Genomic DNA, 17768 nt, shown 5'->3' with positions numbered 1-17768 from the left:
ATCCGAGCGGAGTAGTACCCCCATGTCTCGTTCTCAGACCGGCCAGCCGGTGACGCGCAATCAGGATGCCAATCACGAGTTGAGCATCCGTGTGCGAGACCTCAGCCTCTGGTACGGCGAATCCCAGGCGCTGAAAAGCCTCAACATCGACCTGTACCAGAAGAACGTTACCGCACTCATCGGTCCGTCGGGCTGTGGCAAGTCGACCTTTCTGCGTTGTCTCAACCGCATGAACGACCTTATCCCCGGCGTGCGTATCGAGGGGCTGGTGGAGATGGACGGTCGTGACGTCAACGCCCGCAAGATGGATGAAGTGGCGCTCAGGCGCCGCGTAGGTATGGTGTTCCAGAAACCCAATCCGTTCCCCAAGTCGATCTACGAGAACATCGCCTACGCACCGCGCATGCACGACCTGGTCGGACGCAAGGCCGAGCAGGACGAACTGGTGGAGCGCGCCCTGCGTGATGCCGGCCTGTGGGAGGAGGTAAAGGACAAGCTGCACCAGCCCGGCACGTCGCTGTCGGGCGGGCAGCAGCAGCGCTTGTGCATCGCCCGCGCGATCGCCGTGCAGCCCGACGTGATCCTGATGGACGAGCCGACCTCGGCGCTGGACCCGATATCGACCGCCACCATCGAAGACCTGATGGACAAGCTCAAGAAGCAGTTCACCATCGTCACGGTGACCCACAACATGCAGCAAGCGGCGCGGGTGGCGGACTACACCGCCTTCTTTCATCTCGGCGAAATCATCGAATACAACGACACCAAGACGATGTTCTCTACGCCGGCGACAAAGAAGGCGGAGGATTACATTACTGGACGCTACGGCTGATCCGGGGCGGTCGGGATGCGCTAAGATGCGGACAGGCTCATTGATGCTGAGAGATGGCGTGACCTCATTGACCCCGTCCCGACTGTTCAAGTGTCTCGCCGACGAGACGCGCCTGCTGGTGACCCTGCTGATTCTGCGCGAGGGGGAGCTGTGCGTATGCGAGATGACCCATGCGCTCGGTGAATCCCAGCCCAAGGTATCGCGCCACCTGGCCCAACTGAGAGAGTGCGAGCTACTGCAGGATCGGCGTGATGGGCAGTGGGTCTACTACGGGTTGGCCGCGGACATGCCGTCCTGGATCATGGCCGCACTTGCCGCCGCCGAGCGCGGCGAGGCTGTCCGCCTCGGTGCCCTGCAGGTGCGCCTGCAGGGCATGGGCAACCGACCGGAGCGCCGCGCGGCGCTCTGTTGATAACGAACCTTCTCGACGTTCTCACTACCCTCCTCATTCCTCGAACTGTCATCTTTACCTGTTACTAATCTACCCCGCGGGGCGGCCAGTCGGGCCGTGTCGGACGATCATCAAGGCGCGGGGAGCGTATGAAACGATTCCAAGACATGACGGTACGGCTCAGCTGGTCGCTGGTGCTGGTAGCTTTCAGCGTGCTGATTCTGGGTGCCGGCGGATTGGGCCTGGTTTCCAACAAGATGAGCCGTGATGCCTTCGATACCCTCAACCGGCTCAACGTCGAGCAGGCTGGGGCCTTGAATCGCACCTATACCAATGTCCTCCAGGCACGGATCGAGATGGACCGAGCCGCCGAGCTGCTGCGGGTGCCTTCCTTCGAAAGGCCCGAGCCGGCTCTTGAGCGCGCGCGGGATCGCCTTGCCGAGGCCGAACTCGCCTTCGAGACTTTTCTCGCCATTCCCATGGCAGAGCAACGTCAGGCGGCTGTCGAGGTGCTGACGGGTCGTTACCAGTCGCTAGTCAATAACAACCTCAAATTGCAACTGATGCTGCTAGAGGACGGCGACCATGCCGGTTATCGCTCGGGGCAGTCCCGCGTCAACGACAGTGGCCAGGCCTTCATAGAGGCGGCAGATAGCTTCCTCGGCGATTCGACGGCTCGGGGTGAGGCATTGACGATGCGTTTCGAGCGCCTTGCCGACGGAATGACCTGGGCCATCCTCGTGTCTCTAGCCGTGGCGTGTCTGCTGATTGCCGGAGTGGTGTGGGGCGTCACGGTCAATGTAATCCGGCCGCTGCGACGCATCGTCAAGTACTTCCAGCGCATTGCCAAGGGGGATCTGTCCGCTGCAGTGGAGTCGCATGGACGCAATGAGATAGGCCAGTTATATGCCGAACTTGCCACCATGCAGCACTCGCTCATCGAGACCGTGGGGTTTCTGCGCAGCGGCAGCGAGAGCGTGCATACGGAAAGCCGTGAGATGGCCGGCCACAATCAGGCGCTTGCGGCCCAGACCCGAGAACAGGCCGTGGCGCTCGAACAGACGGCGACCAGCATGGAGCAACTTACCGCTACCGTGACCAGCAACGCTGAAAATGCCAGGCAGGTGGGTGAATCGGCAGAAGCGGCAGCACAGCGTGCACGAGATGGCGAGGCGGTCATTTCGCGTTTCGTCGCTACCATGAACGACATTCACGACCACTCCGATGAGATTGCCAGCATCGTGGGCGTGATCGAGTCGATCGCCTTTCAGACCAATATCCTGGCCCTCAACGCCTCGGTCGAAGCGGCGCGTGCAGGAGAGCAGGGCAGGGGGTTCGCGGTAGTGGCGAACGAAGTCCGTGCCCTGGCATCGCGCAGTGCCGAGGCGGCAAAGGATATACGCCAGCGCATCCAGGCCTCCCAGGCGAGCGTGGCAGAGGGCAACACACTCTCGGTACGGGCTGCCGAGCATACGCGGAGCATCATCGACGCCATCGAACGGGTCGATGCGCTGATGGAGCAAGTCGTGCATGCCTCGGCCGAGCAGCGTCTCGGCATAGAGGAGGTGAATCGGGCCATGGGCCAGATGGAGCGTGCGACGCGTCAGAGCAGCTTGCTGGTGGAACAGGCCGCAGACGGTGCGAAGCAGTTGGAAACCCAATCGCTGCGTATGCAGGAACAGGCCCGGCGCTTCGTGATGCCGGTAGCGTCATTCGTTCAGGAGACGGGCGAACTGTGGGATGTTCCGTTGCTCGGTATCGTGGAGCAGCGCGTAGCAGTCGCTGAACCGGTCGAACAGCAGCGGATCGAACGGGTATTCGAGCCGGCCTAGCGCTACGTGACGGTGGCATGAGGGCGCGAATCTTCGTCGTGGCGCCGAAGCAGTCTCGTGCCGTCAGGGGTTGTCTGACAGGCGAGTTCGCGCCACTTTATTCTCTTTCCACCTGCGGGGAGAGGAGCCGTTGTTAAGTGAGTGCTTGCGACTCGTTGGGGTTGCTATCGGTGAACTCGTCGATGTCGGCCTGACCATCGAACCCGGCGAGATCGTCTGCCTTTCCGGCGCCAGCGGCTCGGGCAAGAGCCGGCTGCTACGTGCGGTGGCCGACCTCGAACCGCATGCCGGCGAGGTCTGGCTGGGCGGCCAAGCCCAGTCGCGAACCCCGGGCCACGTCTGGCGGCGCCGGGTAATGCTAGTCCCGGCGGAAAGCCACTGGTGGGCGGAAACGGTGGGGCAACACTTCGCCGACGAGCCGGCCAATGCGGAGCTGCAAGCGCTTGGTTTCACTCGCGACACTCTCTCTTGGCAGGTGGCTCGGCTCTCCACTGGCGAGAAGCAGCGCCTGGGGCTGCTGCGGGCCATTGGCCGCGAACCTCGGGCCTTGCTGCTCGACGAGCCCACCGCCAACCTGGACGGTGAGACCGGCGAACGCGTTGAGGCCTGGTTGACCGCGCGCATACGCGAACACCGCTGGCCGACGCTATGGGTCGCCCATGATCGAAGACAGATCGCCCGGGTGGCCAGCCGCCACTGGCGAATCGCGAGCGGGCGGCTGGAAGAGGGGGAGGTCGCGTGGGCGTAATCGAACTCTCGTGGTGGCAGTTGGCACTGGCGGCATTGATGGTTGTGATGCTGGCTGGCTGTACCGCTGCCCTGCGGCTGGGAATGAGCCGTAGCCTCTTGATCGCCGCACTGCGCACCGTCATTCAGCTGGCGCTGGTGGGGCTGGTGCTGGAGGCGCTGTTCGCCGCCGAGCGACTCGTATGGGTCGTGCTGATGGCGCTGGCGATGCTGCTGATCGCCGGGCGCGAGGTGATGGCGCGGCAGCAGCGCCGGCTGCTGGGCGGCTGGACCTTCGGCATCGGCACGCTGTCGATGTTTCTCTCCTCCTTCACCGTGGCCGTGCTGACCCTGACGGTCGTCATTGGCCCGGAGCCGTGGTATCGGCCGCAGTACGCCATACCGCTGCTGGGCATGCTGCTGGGCAATACCATGACCGGGGTGGCCCTGGCGCTGGATCGCCTGACCGATACTGCCTGTCGCCAGCGCGGCGTGATCGAGAACCGTCTGATGCTGGGCGAGCCCTGGCAGGTGGCGATCGGCGACATTCGGCGCGAGGCGATGCGCAGCGGATTGATGCCGATGATCAACGCCATGGCCGCCGCCGGGGTGGTCAGCCTGCCGGGCATGATGACCGGCCAGATACTCGCCGGTACGGCGCCGGGGCTGGCGGTCAAGTATCAGATCCTGATCATGTTCGCGATCACCCTGGGCACCGGCTTCGGCACCCTGGCCGCGGTGACCGTGGGCAGCCGCCGGCTGTTCGATGGCCGGGAGCGACTGCGCCTCGATCGGCTCTCGGCACCCCGTTCATGAAAACGCCCGCCTCGATTCGAGGCGGGCGTTGACATTGCCTGTACTTGGCTTGGCTTAGTCGATCAACTCGACTGCCACGGCGGTGGCCTCGCCGCCGCCGATGCACAGGCTGGCGATGCCGCGCTTGCCGCCCTTGGTGCGCAGGGCATGGATCAGGGTGGCGATGATACGCGAGCCGGTGGAGCCGATAGGATGCCCTTGGGCACAGGCGCCGCCAAAGACGTTGACCTTGCTGTGGGGAATGTCGAGGCCGTCCATGGCCAGCAGGGTGACCACTGCGAAGGCTTCGTTGATCTCGAACAGGTCGACGTCAGCGACGCTCCAGTCGAGCTTCTTCAACAGCTTGTCGATGGCCCCTACCGGGGCAATGGTGAACTCGCTGGGGTGCTGGGAGTGTGTGCTGTGGCCCAGCATCCGCGCCAGCGGCTTGCTGCCCAGGCGGTCGGCGGCGGCCTGGCTGGCCAGGATCAGCGCCGAGGCGCCGTCCGAGATCGAGCTGGAGTTGGCCGCGGTGATGGTCCCATCCTTGGCGAAGGCGGGACGCAGCTGGCGGATCTTGTCGAGCTTGGCCTGGAACGGCTGCTCGTCGTGCTCGACCACGCTTTCACCCTGGCGGCTGGTGACGGTGACCGGCGCCATCTCGGCCTTGAGGTGGCCGTCATTGGTGGCTTCCATGGCTCGCTCCAGCGAGGCGATGGCGAAATCGTCCAGACGCTCGCGGGAATAGCCGCGCTCGCTGGCAACGTCCTGGGCGAAGACGCCCATCAGCTTGCCGGTCTCGGCGTCTTCGAGGCCGTCGAGGAACATGTGATCCTTGAGTTCGCCGTGGCCCAGGCGATAGCCGGTTCGCGCCTTGGTGAGCACGTGCGGGGCATTGGACATCGACTCCATGCCGCCGGCCAGGATCACCTCGCCGCTGCCCGCGCGGATCAGATCGTGGGCCAGCATGGCCGCCTTCATGCCCGAGCCGCACAGCTTGTTGACGGTGGTGGCGCCGATGCCGTCGGGAATGCCGGCCTGGCGCATCGCCTGGCGGGCCGGGCCCTGCTTGACGCCGCCTGGCAACACGCAACCCATGATGCCTTCATCGATGGCGCTGGATTCGATGCCGGCGCGCTCGATCGCGGCGCGAATGGCGGTGGCGGCGAGTTCCGGGGCGGTCAGGCTCGAGAGGCTGCCCAGCATGCCGCCCATGGGGGTGCGGGCGGCGGAAAGGAAAACGATATCGTTGGGGCTGCTCATGGTGGCGGTCTCCTGTCAAATCATTCGTTGTGCTAATGGTCTGCGAGAGCCAGCCATGACAAGGCTCTCGGTCGTCTCGTTGGCGTTGTCCGCAGTCTGCTGCGTTGACCTGCCAGCGCCGCTGTGCTTTTCTCAAGATCAACCAAGCAAGCGCTAGTGTAAACCCGATGAATGTCGTTAACGAGTCTCCTCGCCGTAAGGAATTGACCCGCCTGGCCGCGCAATTGTTCGTCCAGGAGGGGTTTGACCGCACCACGGTGCGCATGCTGGCCCAGGAAATGGGCATCAAGTCCGGTAGCCTGTTCCACCATTTTCGCGACAAGCAGGAAATCCTGGCGGCCGTCATCGAGGAGGGCACTCAAAATGCCCTGATGCTGGCGCGGCAGGCCCTGGAGGAGTGCGGTGACTCGACCAGCGAGCGCCTCCATGCCATGGCCCGCGCCCACCTGCAAACCCTGCTGACCGACCGCAATGCGCATGTGGTCGCACTCTACGAATGGCGCCGGCTGGACCCTGCGGCACGGGACCACTTGAGCCATCTACGCGACGCCTATGAAGCGTTGTGGGAGCAGGTCATCGACGAGGCACTGCAAGCCGGGCTCATCCACGGCGATCGCTTCCTAGTGTCCCGCTTCGTCATGGGGGCGCTGAACTGGACGGTACGCTGGTACGACCCCGAAGGGCCGCGCAAGCCGGAGGATCTGGCCCACGAACTCGTCGCCATGATCGCCCCTGCGACCCATGTCCAGCCGGGGCAGTCGACCAAGGTCTAGCCCAGGTCGCTCCTCCTGGGGGTTGCCCTGCCCGTGCTTTGCTTCTAGCTTGTACCGAGCGCTTGCTAGGTTGACGCTTACGTCAACGGCATTTAAGCAGAAGAGATTCGCGCTGTACATCGCAGCGAGTGCACCTCGGTGAGGGGCAACGGAGCCGAGGCGGCGTTTCAACAACAAGCACAAACCGGTACGAGAGGGCAGTTCATGAGCACCCAACAGCTTCCTGAGTACTCCGCCTACTACGAAGGCTTTTCCATTGACGAGGTCATCGCTCGCCTCGACGATCATGGTGATGGCAAGTTCAACGCTTACGAGTCGTGCTGTGGTCGCCATCTGCGCTCAGGCCGGGGCGACGTGCTGGCGTTGATCCATGAAGATGCTCAGGGCAACGTCAATCGGTTGACATTCGCCGAACTGGAGGCCGAGAGTGCCAGGCTGGCGGGCTGGTTCGCCGAGCGCGGCCTTGGCGTCGGCGATCGTATCGCCTGCATGCTCCCGCGCTCGCCCCAGCTGCTGGTGGCGGTCTTGGCCACCTGGCGCATCGGCGCGGTCTATCAACCCTTGTTTACCGCCTTCGGCCCCGATGCAGTCGATTACCGCCTGGGGCGGGCCGACACCAAGCTGGTAATCACCGATCACGCCAATCGCTTCAAGTTCGATGGCCTGTCGCAATGCCCGCCGGTGCTGGCGGTGGGTGGCGCGAGCGAAGGACATGACGCCGATCTCGACTGGCGCGAGGCGCTGGCGCATAAGCCGATTCAGGCCAATCCGCCGCGGCTCGCCCCTGACGCGCCCTTCCTGCAAATGTTCACCTCCGGCACCGTGGGCAAGCCCAAGGGCGTGGCCGTGCCGCTCTCCGGCATGCCGGCCTTTGCGCTCTACATGGAACTCGCCATCGACCTGCGCGAGAGTGACCGCTTCTGGAACATGGCCGATCCCGGTTGGGCCTACGGTCTCTATTACGCCATCGCCGGGCCGCTGCTGCTGGGCGTGACCACCCACTTCTGCGAGGCGGGCTTCAGCGCCGAGGGAGCGCTTGCCTTCATGCAGCGCCACCGCATCACCAACTTTGCCGCCGCGCCCACCGCCTATCGCCTGATGAAGGCCTCGGGCCTGTTCGACGACGCCCATCGGACGCTCGAGCTGCGCGTGGCCAGCTCCGCCGGCGAACCGCTCAACACCGAAGTGGTGACCTGGGTCGAGCGCTCGCTGGGCTGTCCGGTCATGGACCACTACGGCCAGACCGAGACCGGCATGACCTGCTGCAACCACCACGCGCTGGCGCATCCCAAGCACGTCGGCGCCATGGGAGTGCCGATGCCCGGCTATCGCCTGGCGATCCTCGACGCTGAGTATCGGGAGCTGCCCCCGGGCGAGCCTGGCGTGCTGGCGGTGGACATCGCCCGCTCACCGGCGCACTTCTTCGCCGGCTACACCTGGCAGGAGAAGCATCCCTTCGCCGAGGGGTACTACCTGACCGGCGACGTGGTGATTCGCAACGAGGACGGCACCTTCCAGTTCGCCGGTCGTGACGACGATATCATCACCACCGCCGGCTACCGGGTGGGACCCACCGACGTGGAGAACAGCGTAATGACTCATCCGGCGGTGGCAGAGTCGGCTGCCGTTGGCCAGCCCGACGAGATCCGCGGCGAGATCATCAAGTCCTACATCGTGCTGCGCGAAGGTTTCGAGGCCAGCGACGCCTTGGCCGACGAGATTCGCCAACTGGTACGCGAGCGACTGTCTACCCACGCCTTCCCGCGGGTCATCGAGTTCGTCGAGACCCTGCCCAAGACGCCGAGCGGCAAGATTCAGCGCTTCAAGCTGCGCGCCGATGCTGCCGACAAGGCCGAAACCGGTGCTGCGCAATGACAGTTGCAGTTACCTGAAGCGAGAGGCCCCGGGGGCAGGGCGTAGAGGGGGTCCTATGCCAGGTATGGCATCGGTAGCGCCCAGGGATGGGTTCACAGCGCCCCCTCGTAGCCCTGACGACGGAACAGCCTCGAGCACTTTCAGCCTGCCATCTAACCCCAGGAACCTGATATGCAAGTCAAGGACAATACCTTTCTGATCACCGGCGCCGCCTCCGGGCTGGGGGCCGCCACCGCCGAACGCCTGGTCGCCGGCGGCGGTCGGGTGGTGCTCTGCGACCTGAGCGAGGCCGTCGAGAGCCATGCCGAAAAGCTGGGTGAGGTGGCCCGCGCGGTGCGCGGCGACGTGACCTCGGCCAAGGACATTCAGGCGGCGGTCGATGCCGCAGTCGCCCTGGGCGGTGAGGCGGGGCTGGCCGGCGTGGTGCACTGTGCCGGGGTGGTCAGCGTGGCCAAGCTGGTCGACCGCGAAGGAAACCCTGCCGATCTCGAGGCCTATGCGCGTACCGTGCAGATCAACCTGGTGGGCACCTTCAACGTGATGCGGCTGGCCGCTGCCGCCATGGCGAAGAATGGGCAGAGCGACGACGGCGAGCGCGGCGTCATCGTCAATACCGCATCCATAGCTGCCTTCGACGGCCAGGTGGGGCAGTGCGCCTACAGTGCCTCCAAGGCCGGCGTGGTGGGCATGAGCCTGCCGGCGGCACGCGAGCTGTCGCGCCACGGCATCCGCGTGATGGCCATTGCCCCAGGCGTATTCCAGACCCCCATGATGAGCGAGATTCCCGACGAGGCCGCCCAGGCGCTGGCGGCCTCGGTGCCGTTCCCCAAGCGGCTGGGATATCCCGACGAGTTTGCCCGTCTCGCCGAGCAGATCATCACCAATCCCATGCTCAATGGCGAGGTGATACGCCTGGACGGTGGCATTCGCATGCAGTGAGCGTTGGCGGTACCTGCTTGGCAGGTACCGGCTGGCGCGCTAGCGTAGGGCGCATTATCAGATGCCATAGGGAGCGCCACATGGCCAGCCAGGAGATCGGCTCCGAGCTCAAGCTCGACGATCAGCTCTGCTTCACGCTCTATTCCACCTCTTTGCTGATGACGAAGTTCTACAAGCCCCTGCTCAAGGGGCTTGGTCTGACCTATCCCCAATACCTGGTGCTGCTTGCGCTGTGGCAGGAAGATGGTCAAAGCGCCGGGGCCATCAGCCGGCGCCTGATGACCGATACCGGTTCGCTCACTCCGGTGTTCAAGCGTCTCGAAGCTGATGGTCTGCTTCAGCGAGTGCGCAGCCGTCGCGACGAGCGGGTCGTCGAGCTGTTTCTCACCGACCGGGGCAGGGCGATGCAGGCGCAAGCCCAGGAAATTCCCGACTGCGTGGTCATGGCCAGTGGCCAGCCACCTGAAGAGATCGCTGAGCTCAAGTCGCGGCTTGAGACACTGCGGGAAAGGCTGAAGGAGGCGATGCCCTAGGCGGCGAAGCGTGGAAGCACGGTCTCTCAGAAGTTAGTGCGCCTATTTAGATGGCGCACCATTTATTGCGACACATTTTTTTGTTGATCCGTATAATCTGGCGACAGATAAAATTTACAATAGCTTGATTTGAAATAATATTTCTCAAGATATCGTGACCTTTTGTGCCACAGGCAAGTCTTTAGGCATCTCAGCTATAGGCGAGGAGGTGCGGCGGGTCGGCTGGCAATCGGAGAAGCTTACAAGAATTAAAACGGACGCTTGACTCTGAGCCAGTCGCAGGCTAGTTTCAAACACATGTTTGAAAGCGGCTGCGGCTGCTTCCATCGCCCGATCTCAGGCGACCTTTCATGGCGACCTTCTGTGGAGAGTAGAGATGCCAGACTATCAGGCCCCCCTGCGCGACCTTCGCTTCGTGATGGACGAAATGCTGGACTATCCCGCCCACTACGCCCGTCTGCCGGGCGGTGAGGAGGCCACGCCGGACGTGGTTAGCGCCATTCTCGAGGAGGGCGCACGCTTCGCTCGCGAGGTGCTGTTGCCGCTGAACCAGAGCGGCGACCAGCAGGGCTGCCTGTTGGAAGGCGGCGAGGTCAAGGCGCCCAAGGGCTTCAAGGAAGCCTACCAGCAGTACGTCGAAGGCGGCTGGCCGAGCCTGGCGGCAGATCCCGTTCACGGTGGCCAGGGGCTACCGCACTCACTGGCCATGGTGCTCAATGAGATGGTCTGTTCCACCAATCTGGCTTGGGGCATGTATCCCGGTCTGTCCCATGGTGCCGCCGATGCGCTGCGACACCATGGTACCGATGAGCAGCAGGCTACCTACCTCACCAAACTCGTGGAAGGCGTGTGGACCGGCACCATGTGCCTGACCGAGCCGCACTGCGGCACCGACCTGGGGCTGATCAAGACGCGCGCGGTGCCCACTGCCGATGGCGCCTATGAGATCACCGGCACCAAGATATTCATCTCCGCCGGTGAGCACGACCTGGCCGAGAACATCGTGCATCTGGTGCTGGCCAAGCTGCCGGACGCACCGGAAGGCTCCAAGGGTATCTCGCTGTTCGTGGTGCCCAAGTTCCTGCCGGATGCCGAAGGCAACCCGGGCGAGCGCAACGGCGTGGCCTGTGGTTCGCTGGAACACAAGATGGGCATTCACGGCAACGCCACCTGCGTGATGAACTTCGACGCTGCCCGCGGCTTCCTCGTCGGCCCGCCCAACAAGGGGCTGGCCTGCATGTTCACCATGATGAACGCTGCGCGCCTGGGCGTCGGTATCCAGGGGCTGGGCCTGACCGAGGCAAGCTTCCAGAACGCGCTGGCGTATGCCCGCGACCGTCTGCAGATGCGTGCGCTTTCCGGCCCTCAGGCGCCCGAGAAGCCTGCCGATCCGATCATCGTGCATCCTGACGTTCGACGCATGCTGTTGACCCAGAAGGCTTTCGCCGAGGGTGGTCGGATGCTGGTGCTGTATACCGCGCAGCTGCTCGATATCGTCGAACACGGCCAGGATGCCGCCGAGCGCGAGCGTGCCGAGACGCTGCTGGGCCTGCTGACGCCGATCGTCAAGGCATTCCTGACCGAGGTGGGCTTCGAGGCCACCAACGAGGGCGTGCAGGTCTTCGGCGGCCACGGCTTCATCCAGGAGTGGGGCATGGAGCAGCTGGTGCGCGATGCGCGCATCACCCGACTCTACGAAGGCACCACCGGCATCCAGGCACTCGACCTGTTGGGCCGCAAGGTGCTGATGAGCCAGGGCGAGAGCCTCAAGGTCTTCACCAAGGAGATCCACAAGTTCTGCAAAGCCGAAGAGGGCAATGCCGAACTCGCCGAGTTCGTCGCACCGCTGGCCAAGCTCAACGCCGAGTGGGGTGAGCTGACCATGGGCATCGGCATGAAGGCCATGAACGATCGTGAAGAAGTGGGGGCGGCCAGCGTCGACTACCTGATGTACTCCGGCTACGTGACCCTGGGCTATCTCTTCGCCCGTGCCGCCAAGCAGGCTCGGGAAGCGTTGGCGGCGGGTGGCGAAGAAGCGGCCTTCTACGAGGCCAAGGTCAAGACGGCGCGCTTCTATTTCCAGCGCCTGCTGCCGCGCACCCTGGCCCATGCGCGCATGATCCAGGCTGGCGCCGAGCCGCTGATGGCGCTGACGTCGGAAGAGTTCGGCCTCGGCTTCGAAATCTGACACCACCAGGCATCTCTCTCGGTCAGCGCGACTGATCGGTGTCTTGCGGCGGGCATGGCCCGCCGCTTTTTTTCGTCCTGTTGAATTCATCTGCCCGGCGAGGTTAGCGCTCAATCGCAGCGCGAAGCCAGCGTGCTCTCACGCGTGACTTCGTAGCCTGAAGGCAGCTTGCCACCGGGCGCAAGCAGCCAGGCTGCGAGGTCCTGCTCGGTGCGGTCGCGCCGCGTATAGCGTGTCAGCATGTGATAGCCGCCGGGGTAGAGCACCAGGCGGATACCCTCGCTGTCGGGAAGGCGCTGCAGCAGGGCGCAGTAGGCCGGCAGGGGAATGATCTGGTCCGCGTCCCCATAGAGTATCAGCGAGGGAGGGGGGAGTTCCTCTGCCGCTTCGAGGGCAAGTCCCATGGTACGCGTCAGACCGTAAAGAGTATCGACCCGAGCGCTGCGCAGGATAAGCGGATCGCTGGCCAGTCGGTGCTTGATCGCTTCGTCGTCGGTGGGTTCGATGCCTAAGCGACGTGGGGTGCGTACCGAGAAGCTGGCCTGCGGGAACAGTCGCACGCCCAGCCACAGCCCGAGTCGCTGATACCACGGCATGGTTGCCTGGCTCCACACGGCCGGGGAGATCAGCACGCTGCCGCTCACGGGGGGTGGTGTGTCTGCGCTCATCGCCAGCAGGACGACGGCTGCCCCCATGCTTTTGCCGACGAGGTAGAGCGGTGTGTCGGGATGGCGTTCGCGCAGCAGGCCCGCGAGCAGGATGACATCGTCACGCAGGCGCTCGTGACCCGGCCATAGCCGACGCTGCGCGGTGGTGCCAAAGCCGCGCTGGTCATGGGCGTAGACTGCGATGCCATGTGGCGTGAGGGCGTTGGCCATGATCTCGAAGCTACCGGCATGGTCGTTGAAGCCGTGCACCGCCAGCGCCACCGCGCGTGTATCGCCCGTCGCGGGCCAATGGCGCAGCGGCAAGCGGTAGCCATCATCGGCAATGACCAGGTGGGGCGTCAGTCGGGGTGTGCTGGGAGCAGGTCCCGGCGATTGCCGCTGCGGCCCGGCGCAAGCCGACAAGCAAAGCGCCAGGGCCAGCCATGTCCCCAGGATCCAGCCGGGTCGCTTCATGGCAGCGCAGGGTAGCCCAGGGTAAGGCGCAGGCGCTCGGCGTGTCGCAACACCCAGTCACGGTCGATGGGCCCCCAGTCGGTGATCTTGTAGTTGCCGCTGTTGTGGCGCTCACCGGGGGTGGGCTGGAATTCGCAGCGCATGTCCAATTCCTCGAGCGCCTTGAGCGTATCCTGGGCGGTGCGTCGAGGCATGCCGGTAGCAGCGACGATGGCCGGCACGCTGGCGATGCCGTGCTCAATCAGGTGGGCCAGGTAGAGGCGTCGGTAGAAGCTGGATTGGGTCTTGCTGAGAGGCATGCTGTCTCCTATGGGTGGGACGTGACGACGCGGGAGGGCGATCCGGGCCGAGGGGCTACCGGCAGCATAACGTCCGCCCCAGTATGGTCTCCACTCCGTCTCACCCTGTGCTTGGTGCTTTCATCTCCTACAGTTAAGGGACGACCCTGTCGAATTCACCAGGATTGGCGCGACGGAGGAGAGCAATGGCAAGCGAGCAAAGGAATGTGAGCAAGAAAGAGCTGAAAGAGCAGGCGGGACGCTGCATGTTCGGAGAGCGCTTGGTGGTCGAGCACGAAGGCAAGCGTTTCTCGGCGCGTGTCCAGCACGTGGGCGTCACCGGGGTGAAGGTCGTTCCCGAGACGATGTTGATCGAGCACGAGGGTGAGCCCGGCGATATCAACGGAATTACCGTCTCCTATGACGACATTCGTGAAGTGGACATCGGCGGTGTCATTTATCGCCTGGCCTGAGCGCTGAAGGGCAGGTTGCCTCACTTGCCTCGTTCGGCGTGCGAGGCGAGGCGCTCCAGTGCGTGCTTGAGACGCGGGTCGTCGACATCGGCGGCACAGGCGGAGATCTCATCGGCGGCGGGCGCCGGCAGCGTGCGCAACTGGCGCGGCGGCACCTTGAGCGGGCGCACGGGGCGTACCTTCAGGCTGAAGCCGGTTACGGCGGCGAACTCCGGCAGCTGGTGCAGCAGTTCGAGCAGTCGTGACTGCTCGTAGCGCAGCCAGGTCAGCCACACGGCGCGATCAGTGAGCAGCGTCAACTTGCCGTCGTGGTAGCCCCCCACGAACAGATGCTCGCGCACCTCTTCGGGAAGATGGTCGCGCAGGTGCTGTTGTGCCCGGCCGATCAGCCTTGCCGTGCGCATCAGCGGTGCCAGCTCCCCGTTGCCTCCCAGCAGGCGAGACATGGGCTGTGCTCGTGAGCGCTTAACCTTTATACTCATGGGCTTGTTTCTCGTCCGAACCAACACGCCAAGCCTAACACGCTCGGAGATCCGCGACAGCATGAGCGCCGCCCAGCCACAGCATAGCAGCCTCGCCAGCGCAGCGACGGCCTCGCCCCGCTGCCGACAGCGGTCGCGCTGGTGGCTGGCCGGGCTGCTTGTGAGCTGTCTGCTGCCGGCCGGTCTGACCCAGGCGGAAACGCTGCGTCTGGCCGAGCGGGTGGTGCAGACCTGCATTCTCGCCCCGACGCTGATGCGCGCGCGATGCCGCTATGTGGCTCGCCGGCGTGCCGTGCCGCGCTGGCCTCAGCGGCGCCCGAGGGGCAGCGTGACGCATGCCGTTCCCAGGCGCTCGGCTCCCTTGCGTCGCTGGGCTGCCGCCCATGACGTCCTTTCCCGCCGCGGACCTCCCTGCGCGCCGCGTTGCCCATAAGCCAACCATGCTGCCGGTGACGGCTGGCTGCCGCCAGCGCTGTACTGTGCCGGCTGAACGCGACACGCAGAATGGACGTCTCATGATCAATACTTTGTTACGCAAGGTCGTCGGCTCGAAGAACGACCGCGAAGTCAGGCGCATGCAGCGCCAGGTACAGCAGATCGGCGTGCTGGAGCCGCAGTTCGAAGCGCTCGACGATACCGCGCTCCAGGCGCGCAGCGAGGAGTTCCGCCAGCGTCTATCCGCCGGAGAGAGCCTCGATGACATTCTGCCCGAGGCGTTTGCCACGGTGCGCGAGGCCAGCAAGCGCGTGATGGGCATGCGCCACTTCGACGTGCAGATGATCGGTGGCATGACCCTGCATCGCGGGCGGATTGCCGAGATGAAGACCGGCGAGGGCAAGACCCTGGTGGCGACGCTTGCGGTCTATCTCAACGCCTTGCCAGGCAACGGCGTGCACGTGGTCACAGTCAACGACTATCTGGCACGCCGTGACGCCGAGTGGATGCGCCCGCTGTATGAATTCCTCGGGCTCTCCGTGGGCATCATCTACTCCGGCCAGACCGCTGAGGAGAAGCGTGCCGCCTACGCCTGCGATATCACCTACGGCACCAACAACGAATACGGGTTCGACTACCTGCGCGACAACATGGCCTTCTCGCTGGAGGACAAGGTCCAGCGCGGCCTGAGCTTCGCCATCGTCGACGAGGTGGACTCGATCCTGATCGACGAGGCGCGCACGCCGCTGATCATCTCCGGTGCGGTGGACGAGAACACCGAGCTCTACAAGGTGGTCGACCGTCTGGCGGCCCAGTTGGAGAAGGGCGAGGCCTCCGAGGACGACGAGGCGCCGGTGAGCGGCGACTTCCTGCTCGAGGAGAAGCACAAGCAGGTCGAGATCACCGAGGCAGGCCACCACAAGGTCGAGGAGCTGATGCGCGCCGAGGGCTTGCTGGGGCCCGAGGATTCGCTCTACGCCGCACAGAACCTCAACCTGCTCCATCACATGCATTCGGCGCTGCGTGCCCGCCACCTCTATCATCGCGATGTCGACTACATCGTCGCCAATAACCAGGTGGTGATCGTCGACGAGCACACCGGTCGTACCATGCCCGGGCGCCGCTGGTCCGAGGGCCTGCACCAGGCGGTGGAGGCCAAGGAGGGCGTGCCGGTGCAGCGCGAGAGCCAGACCCTGGCCTCGACCACCTTCCAGAACTACTTCCGCCTCTATGACAAGCTAGCTGGCATGACCGGTACCGCCGACACAGAGGCCTTTGAGTTCCGCCAAATCTACGGCCTCGACGTGGTGGTCATCCCCACCAATCGCCCGCTGGTTCGCCGCGACCTCAACGATCTGGTCTACCTCACCGCGGAAGAGAAGTTCGAGGCGATCATCGACGATGTCAAGGCCGAGACGGAGGCCGGACGCCCGGTACTGGTGGGCACCGCCTCCATCGAAACCTCCGAGTACCTGGCTGGGCTGATGAAGCAGGCCGGACTCAGCTTCAACGTACTCAACGCCAAGCAGCACCAGAGCGAGGCGGAGATCATCGCTCAGGCTGGTCGTCCCGGCGCCATCACCATTGCCACCAATATGGCCGGGCGTGGAACCGACATCGTGCTGGGCGGCAACTGGGAGGCCGAGGCGGCCAAGCTCGAGAATCCCAGCGAGGCGCAGATCGAAACGCTGCGCGAGGAGTGGCGCCTTCGCCACGAGGCGGTGCTGGAGGCCGGCGGTCTGCATGTGATCGGCTCCGAGCGCCACGAGTCGCGGCGTATCGACAATCAGCTGCGTGGCCGCGCCGGACGCCAGGGCGACCCGGGCTCGACGCGCTTCTTCCTGTCCATGGAAGACAGCCTGATGCGTCTGTTCGGCTCCGATCGCGTGCAGCGCATGATGAAGGCGCTGGGGCTGGAGCGCGGTGAGGCGATCGAACACAAGATGGTCACCAATGCCGTGGAGCGGGCGCAGAAGAAGGTCGAAAGTCGCAACTTCGATATTCGCAAGCAACTGCTCGAGTACGACGACGTGGCCAATGATCAGCGCCGCGTGATCTACGAACAGCGCAACGAGATCCTCGCCGCCGAGGACGTTTCCGACAACGTGCTGGGCATTCGTGACGAAGTGCTCGATCTCGCCATCAGCGACTTCGTGCCGCCCCAGAGCCTTCCCGAGCAGTGGGACCTGGCCGGTCTGCAGGATCACCTCAAGACCGAATTCAATCTCGAGGCACCCGTGGTCGAGTGGTCCGCGCAGGACGAGCGCTTCCATGAGGAGCAGCTGCGCGAACGCTTGCACGACATGCATCGCGGCATCTATCAGGAAAAGATCGACATCGCGGGCGCCGAGCTGATGCGCCGCTTCGAGAAGCAGATCATGCTGCAGGTACTCGACACGCGCTGGAAGGAGCACTTGCAGTCGATGGACCATCTGCGCCGTGGCATTCACCTGCGCGGCTATGCCCAGAAGAACCCCAAGCAGGAGTACAAGCGCGAAGCCTTCGAGCTGTTCCAGACGCTGCTGGCCAACATCAAGGCTGACATTACCCGCATTACCAGCCATGTGCAGGTGCGCCGGCCAGAAGAGGTCGACGAACTCGAACGGCAGCGCCGCGAGGCGCTGGAGCGGGAGAAGGCTGCCGCTGCCAGCCGTCACGAGGCGCCGGAGCCCGCCGACGGCGAGGCGCCGGGAGCGCCGGCCACCGCGGCCGATGGACGCCCCGTACGCCGTGAAGGGCCCAAGGTGGGGCGCAACGATCCCTGCCCCTGTGGCTCGGGGAAGAAGTACAAGCAGTGCTGCGGTCAGCTGAGTTGAAGCAAGGGGCCGATCC

Annotated in this window: 17 protein-coding genes; 13 read left to right on the top strand and 4 right to left on the bottom strand. The window is 64.5% G+C overall.

Features of this window, described 5'->3' with window-relative positions:
- Positions 1-22: 22 nt before the first annotated feature.
- From pstB to KPL81_RS13885, 5 genes are all read left to right on the top strand, one after another.
- Positions 23-832, top strand: a complete 810-nt coding sequence (gene pstB, locus KPL81_RS13905; RefSeq protein WP_240549288.1) for a phosphate ABC transporter ATP-binding protein PstB — start codon at positions 23-25, stop codon at positions 830-832.
- 67 nt (positions 833-899) lie between these two features.
- Positions 900-1244, top strand: coding sequence for a metalloregulator ArsR/SmtB family transcription factor (locus KPL81_RS13900; RefSeq protein ID WP_422674137.1), 345 nt, complete (start codon positions 900-902; stop codon positions 1242-1244).
- Positions 1245-1372: 128 nt separating this feature from the next.
- Positions 1373-3055, top strand: coding sequence for a methyl-accepting chemotaxis protein (locus tag KPL81_RS13895; protein ID WP_219792709.1), 1683 nt, complete (start codon positions 1373-1375; stop codon positions 3053-3055).
- Positions 3056-3200: 145 nt separating this feature from the next.
- A complete protein-coding gene (locus tag KPL81_RS13890; RefSeq protein ID WP_240549287.1) occupies positions 3201-3803 on the top strand; it encodes an ABC transporter ATP-binding protein in 603 nt (200 codons plus the stop codon).
- Positions 3794-4597 carry an ABC transporter permease gene (locus tag KPL81_RS13885; protein WP_219792707.1) on the top strand — a complete coding sequence of 268 codons (804 nt, stop codon included), beginning with the start codon at positions 3794-3796 and terminating at the stop codon, positions 4595-4597. Before KPL81_RS13890 ends, KPL81_RS13885 begins: the two co-directional genes overlap by 10 nt.
- A 54-nt stretch (positions 4598-4651) precedes the next feature.
- On the opposite strand, the gene KPL81_RS13880 is transcribed toward KPL81_RS13885, so the two are convergent.
- Positions 4652-5839, bottom strand: a complete 1188-nt coding sequence (locus KPL81_RS13880; RefSeq protein WP_219792706.1) for an acetyl-CoA C-acyltransferase — start codon at positions 5837-5839, stop codon at positions 4652-4654.
- 167 nt (positions 5840-6006) lie between these two features.
- On the opposite strand from KPL81_RS13880, the gene KPL81_RS13875 reads away from it, so the two are divergent.
- From KPL81_RS13875 to KPL81_RS13855, 5 genes are all read left to right on the top strand, one after another.
- Entirely contained in the window at positions 6007-6612 is a 606-nt protein-coding gene (locus tag KPL81_RS13875) for a TetR/AcrR family transcriptional regulator (RefSeq protein WP_219792705.1), read from the top strand.
- 204 nt (positions 6613-6816) lie between these two features.
- Complete coding sequence (locus tag KPL81_RS13870; RefSeq protein WP_219792704.1) at positions 6817-8487, top strand: AMP-binding protein; 1671 nt, start codon at positions 6817-6819, stop codon at positions 8485-8487.
- A gap of 171 nt (positions 8488-8658) precedes the next feature.
- Complete coding sequence (locus KPL81_RS13865) at positions 8659-9426, top strand: SDR family NAD(P)-dependent oxidoreductase (protein WP_219792703.1); 768 nt, start codon at positions 8659-8661, stop codon at positions 9424-9426.
- A gap of 80 nt (positions 9427-9506) precedes the next feature.
- Complete coding sequence (locus tag KPL81_RS13860; protein ID WP_219792702.1) at positions 9507-9959, top strand: MarR family winged helix-turn-helix transcriptional regulator; 453 nt, start codon at positions 9507-9509, stop codon at positions 9957-9959.
- Positions 9960-10335: 376 nt separating this feature from the next.
- Complete coding sequence (locus tag KPL81_RS13855; RefSeq protein ID WP_219792701.1) at positions 10336-12147, top strand: acyl-CoA dehydrogenase C-terminal domain-containing protein; 1812 nt, start codon at positions 10336-10338, stop codon at positions 12145-12147.
- Between the two features lie 110 nt (positions 12148-12257).
- Here the strand turns inward: KPL81_RS13855 and KPL81_RS13850 are convergent, their stop codons facing one another.
- Together KPL81_RS13850 and KPL81_RS13845 are read right to left on the bottom strand one after the other, a co-directional pair.
- Positions 12258-13268, bottom strand: coding sequence for an alpha/beta hydrolase (locus tag KPL81_RS13850; RefSeq protein ID WP_219792700.1), 1011 nt, complete (start codon positions 13266-13268; stop codon positions 12258-12260).
- Positions 13265-13567 (bottom strand): winged helix-turn-helix domain-containing protein, encoded by a 303-nt coding sequence (locus KPL81_RS13845; RefSeq protein WP_219792699.1) that lies wholly within the window; start codon positions 13565-13567, stop codon positions 13265-13267. The genes KPL81_RS13850 and KPL81_RS13845 overlap by 4 nt, the downstream gene beginning before the upstream one ends.
- Positions 13568-13773: 206 nt before the next feature.
- Here KPL81_RS13845 and KPL81_RS13840 point away from each other — a divergent pair, with 206 nt between their 5' ends.
- Entirely contained in the window at positions 13774-14019 is a 246-nt protein-coding gene (locus KPL81_RS13840) for a hypothetical protein (RefSeq protein ID WP_338035626.1), read from the top strand.
- Positions 14020-14039: 20 nt separating this feature from the next.
- Here the strand turns inward: KPL81_RS13840 and KPL81_RS13835 are convergent, their stop codons facing one another.
- Positions 14040-14465: a DUF721 domain-containing protein gene (locus KPL81_RS13835; protein WP_240549286.1), complete on the bottom strand. Its 426-nt coding sequence runs from the start codon at positions 14463-14465 to the stop codon at positions 14040-14042.
- A gap of 97 nt (positions 14466-14562) precedes the next feature.
- On the opposite strand from KPL81_RS13835, the gene KPL81_RS13830 reads away from it, so the two are divergent.
- The gene (locus KPL81_RS13830; protein WP_219792696.1) at positions 14563-14934 is read left to right on the top strand and encodes a hypothetical protein; all 372 of its coding nucleotides are present in this window, start codon (positions 14563-14565) and stop codon (positions 14932-14934) included.
- An 82-nt stretch (positions 14935-15016) separates the two neighbouring features.
- Positions 15017-17752: a preprotein translocase subunit SecA gene (secA, locus tag KPL81_RS13825; protein ID WP_219792695.1), complete on the top strand. Its 2736-nt coding sequence runs from the start codon at positions 15017-15019 to the stop codon at positions 17750-17752.
- Positions 17753-17768: the final 16 nt, after the last annotated feature.

Source organism: Billgrantia antri (assembly GCF_019430905.1).
In the GTDB taxonomy this organism is placed as follows: domain Bacteria; phylum Pseudomonadota; class Gammaproteobacteria; order Pseudomonadales; family Halomonadaceae; genus Halomonas; species Halomonas antri.
Note: the sequence above shows the minus strand (reverse complement) of the source record. Positions and strands in the feature narration are given on the sequence as shown.

What these genes read in the sequence shown, in the direction of transcription:
- pstB (WP_240549288.1), top strand. Translation starts at nt 23, where the DNA reads ATGTCTCGTTCTCAGACCGGCCAGCCGGTGACGCGCAATCAGGATGCC.
- KPL81_RS13895 (WP_219792709.1), top strand. Translation starts at nt 1,373, where the DNA reads ATGAAACGATTCCAAGACATGACGGTACGGCTCAGCTGGTCGCTGGTG.
- KPL81_RS13880 (WP_219792706.1), bottom strand. Translation starts at nt 5,839, where the DNA reads ATGAGCAGCCCCAACGATATCGTTTTCCTTTCCGCCGCCCGCACCCCC.
- KPL81_RS13875 (WP_219792705.1), top strand. Translation starts at nt 6,007, where the DNA reads ATGAATGTCGTTAACGAGTCTCCTCGCCGTAAGGAATTGACCCGCCTG.
- KPL81_RS13870 (WP_219792704.1), top strand. Translation starts at nt 6,817, where the DNA reads ATGAGCACCCAACAGCTTCCTGAGTACTCCGCCTACTACGAAGGCTTT.
- KPL81_RS13865 (WP_219792703.1), top strand. Translation starts at nt 8,659, where the DNA reads ATGCAAGTCAAGGACAATACCTTTCTGATCACCGGCGCCGCCTCCGGG.
- KPL81_RS13860 (WP_219792702.1), top strand. Translation starts at nt 9,507, where the DNA reads ATGGCCAGCCAGGAGATCGGCTCCGAGCTCAAGCTCGACGATCAGCTC.
- KPL81_RS13855 (WP_219792701.1), top strand. Translation starts at nt 10,336, where the DNA reads ATGCCAGACTATCAGGCCCCCCTGCGCGACCTTCGCTTCGTGATGGAC.
- KPL81_RS13850 (WP_219792700.1), bottom strand. Translation starts at nt 13,268, where the DNA reads ATGAAGCGACCCGGCTGGATCCTGGGGACATGGCTGGCCCTGGCGCTT.
- KPL81_RS13845 (WP_219792699.1), bottom strand. Translation starts at nt 13,567, where the DNA reads ATGCCTCTCAGCAAGACCCAATCCAGCTTCTACCGACGCCTCTACCTG.
- KPL81_RS13835 (WP_240549286.1), bottom strand. Translation starts at nt 14,465, where the DNA reads ATGTCTCGCCTGCTGGGAGGCAACGGGGAGCTGGCACCGCTGATGCGC.
- KPL81_RS13830 (WP_219792696.1), top strand. Translation starts at nt 14,563, where the DNA reads ATGAGCGCCGCCCAGCCACAGCATAGCAGCCTCGCCAGCGCAGCGACG.
- secA (WP_219792695.1), top strand. Translation starts at nt 15,017, where the DNA reads ATGATCAATACTTTGTTACGCAAGGTCGTCGGCTCGAAGAACGACCGC.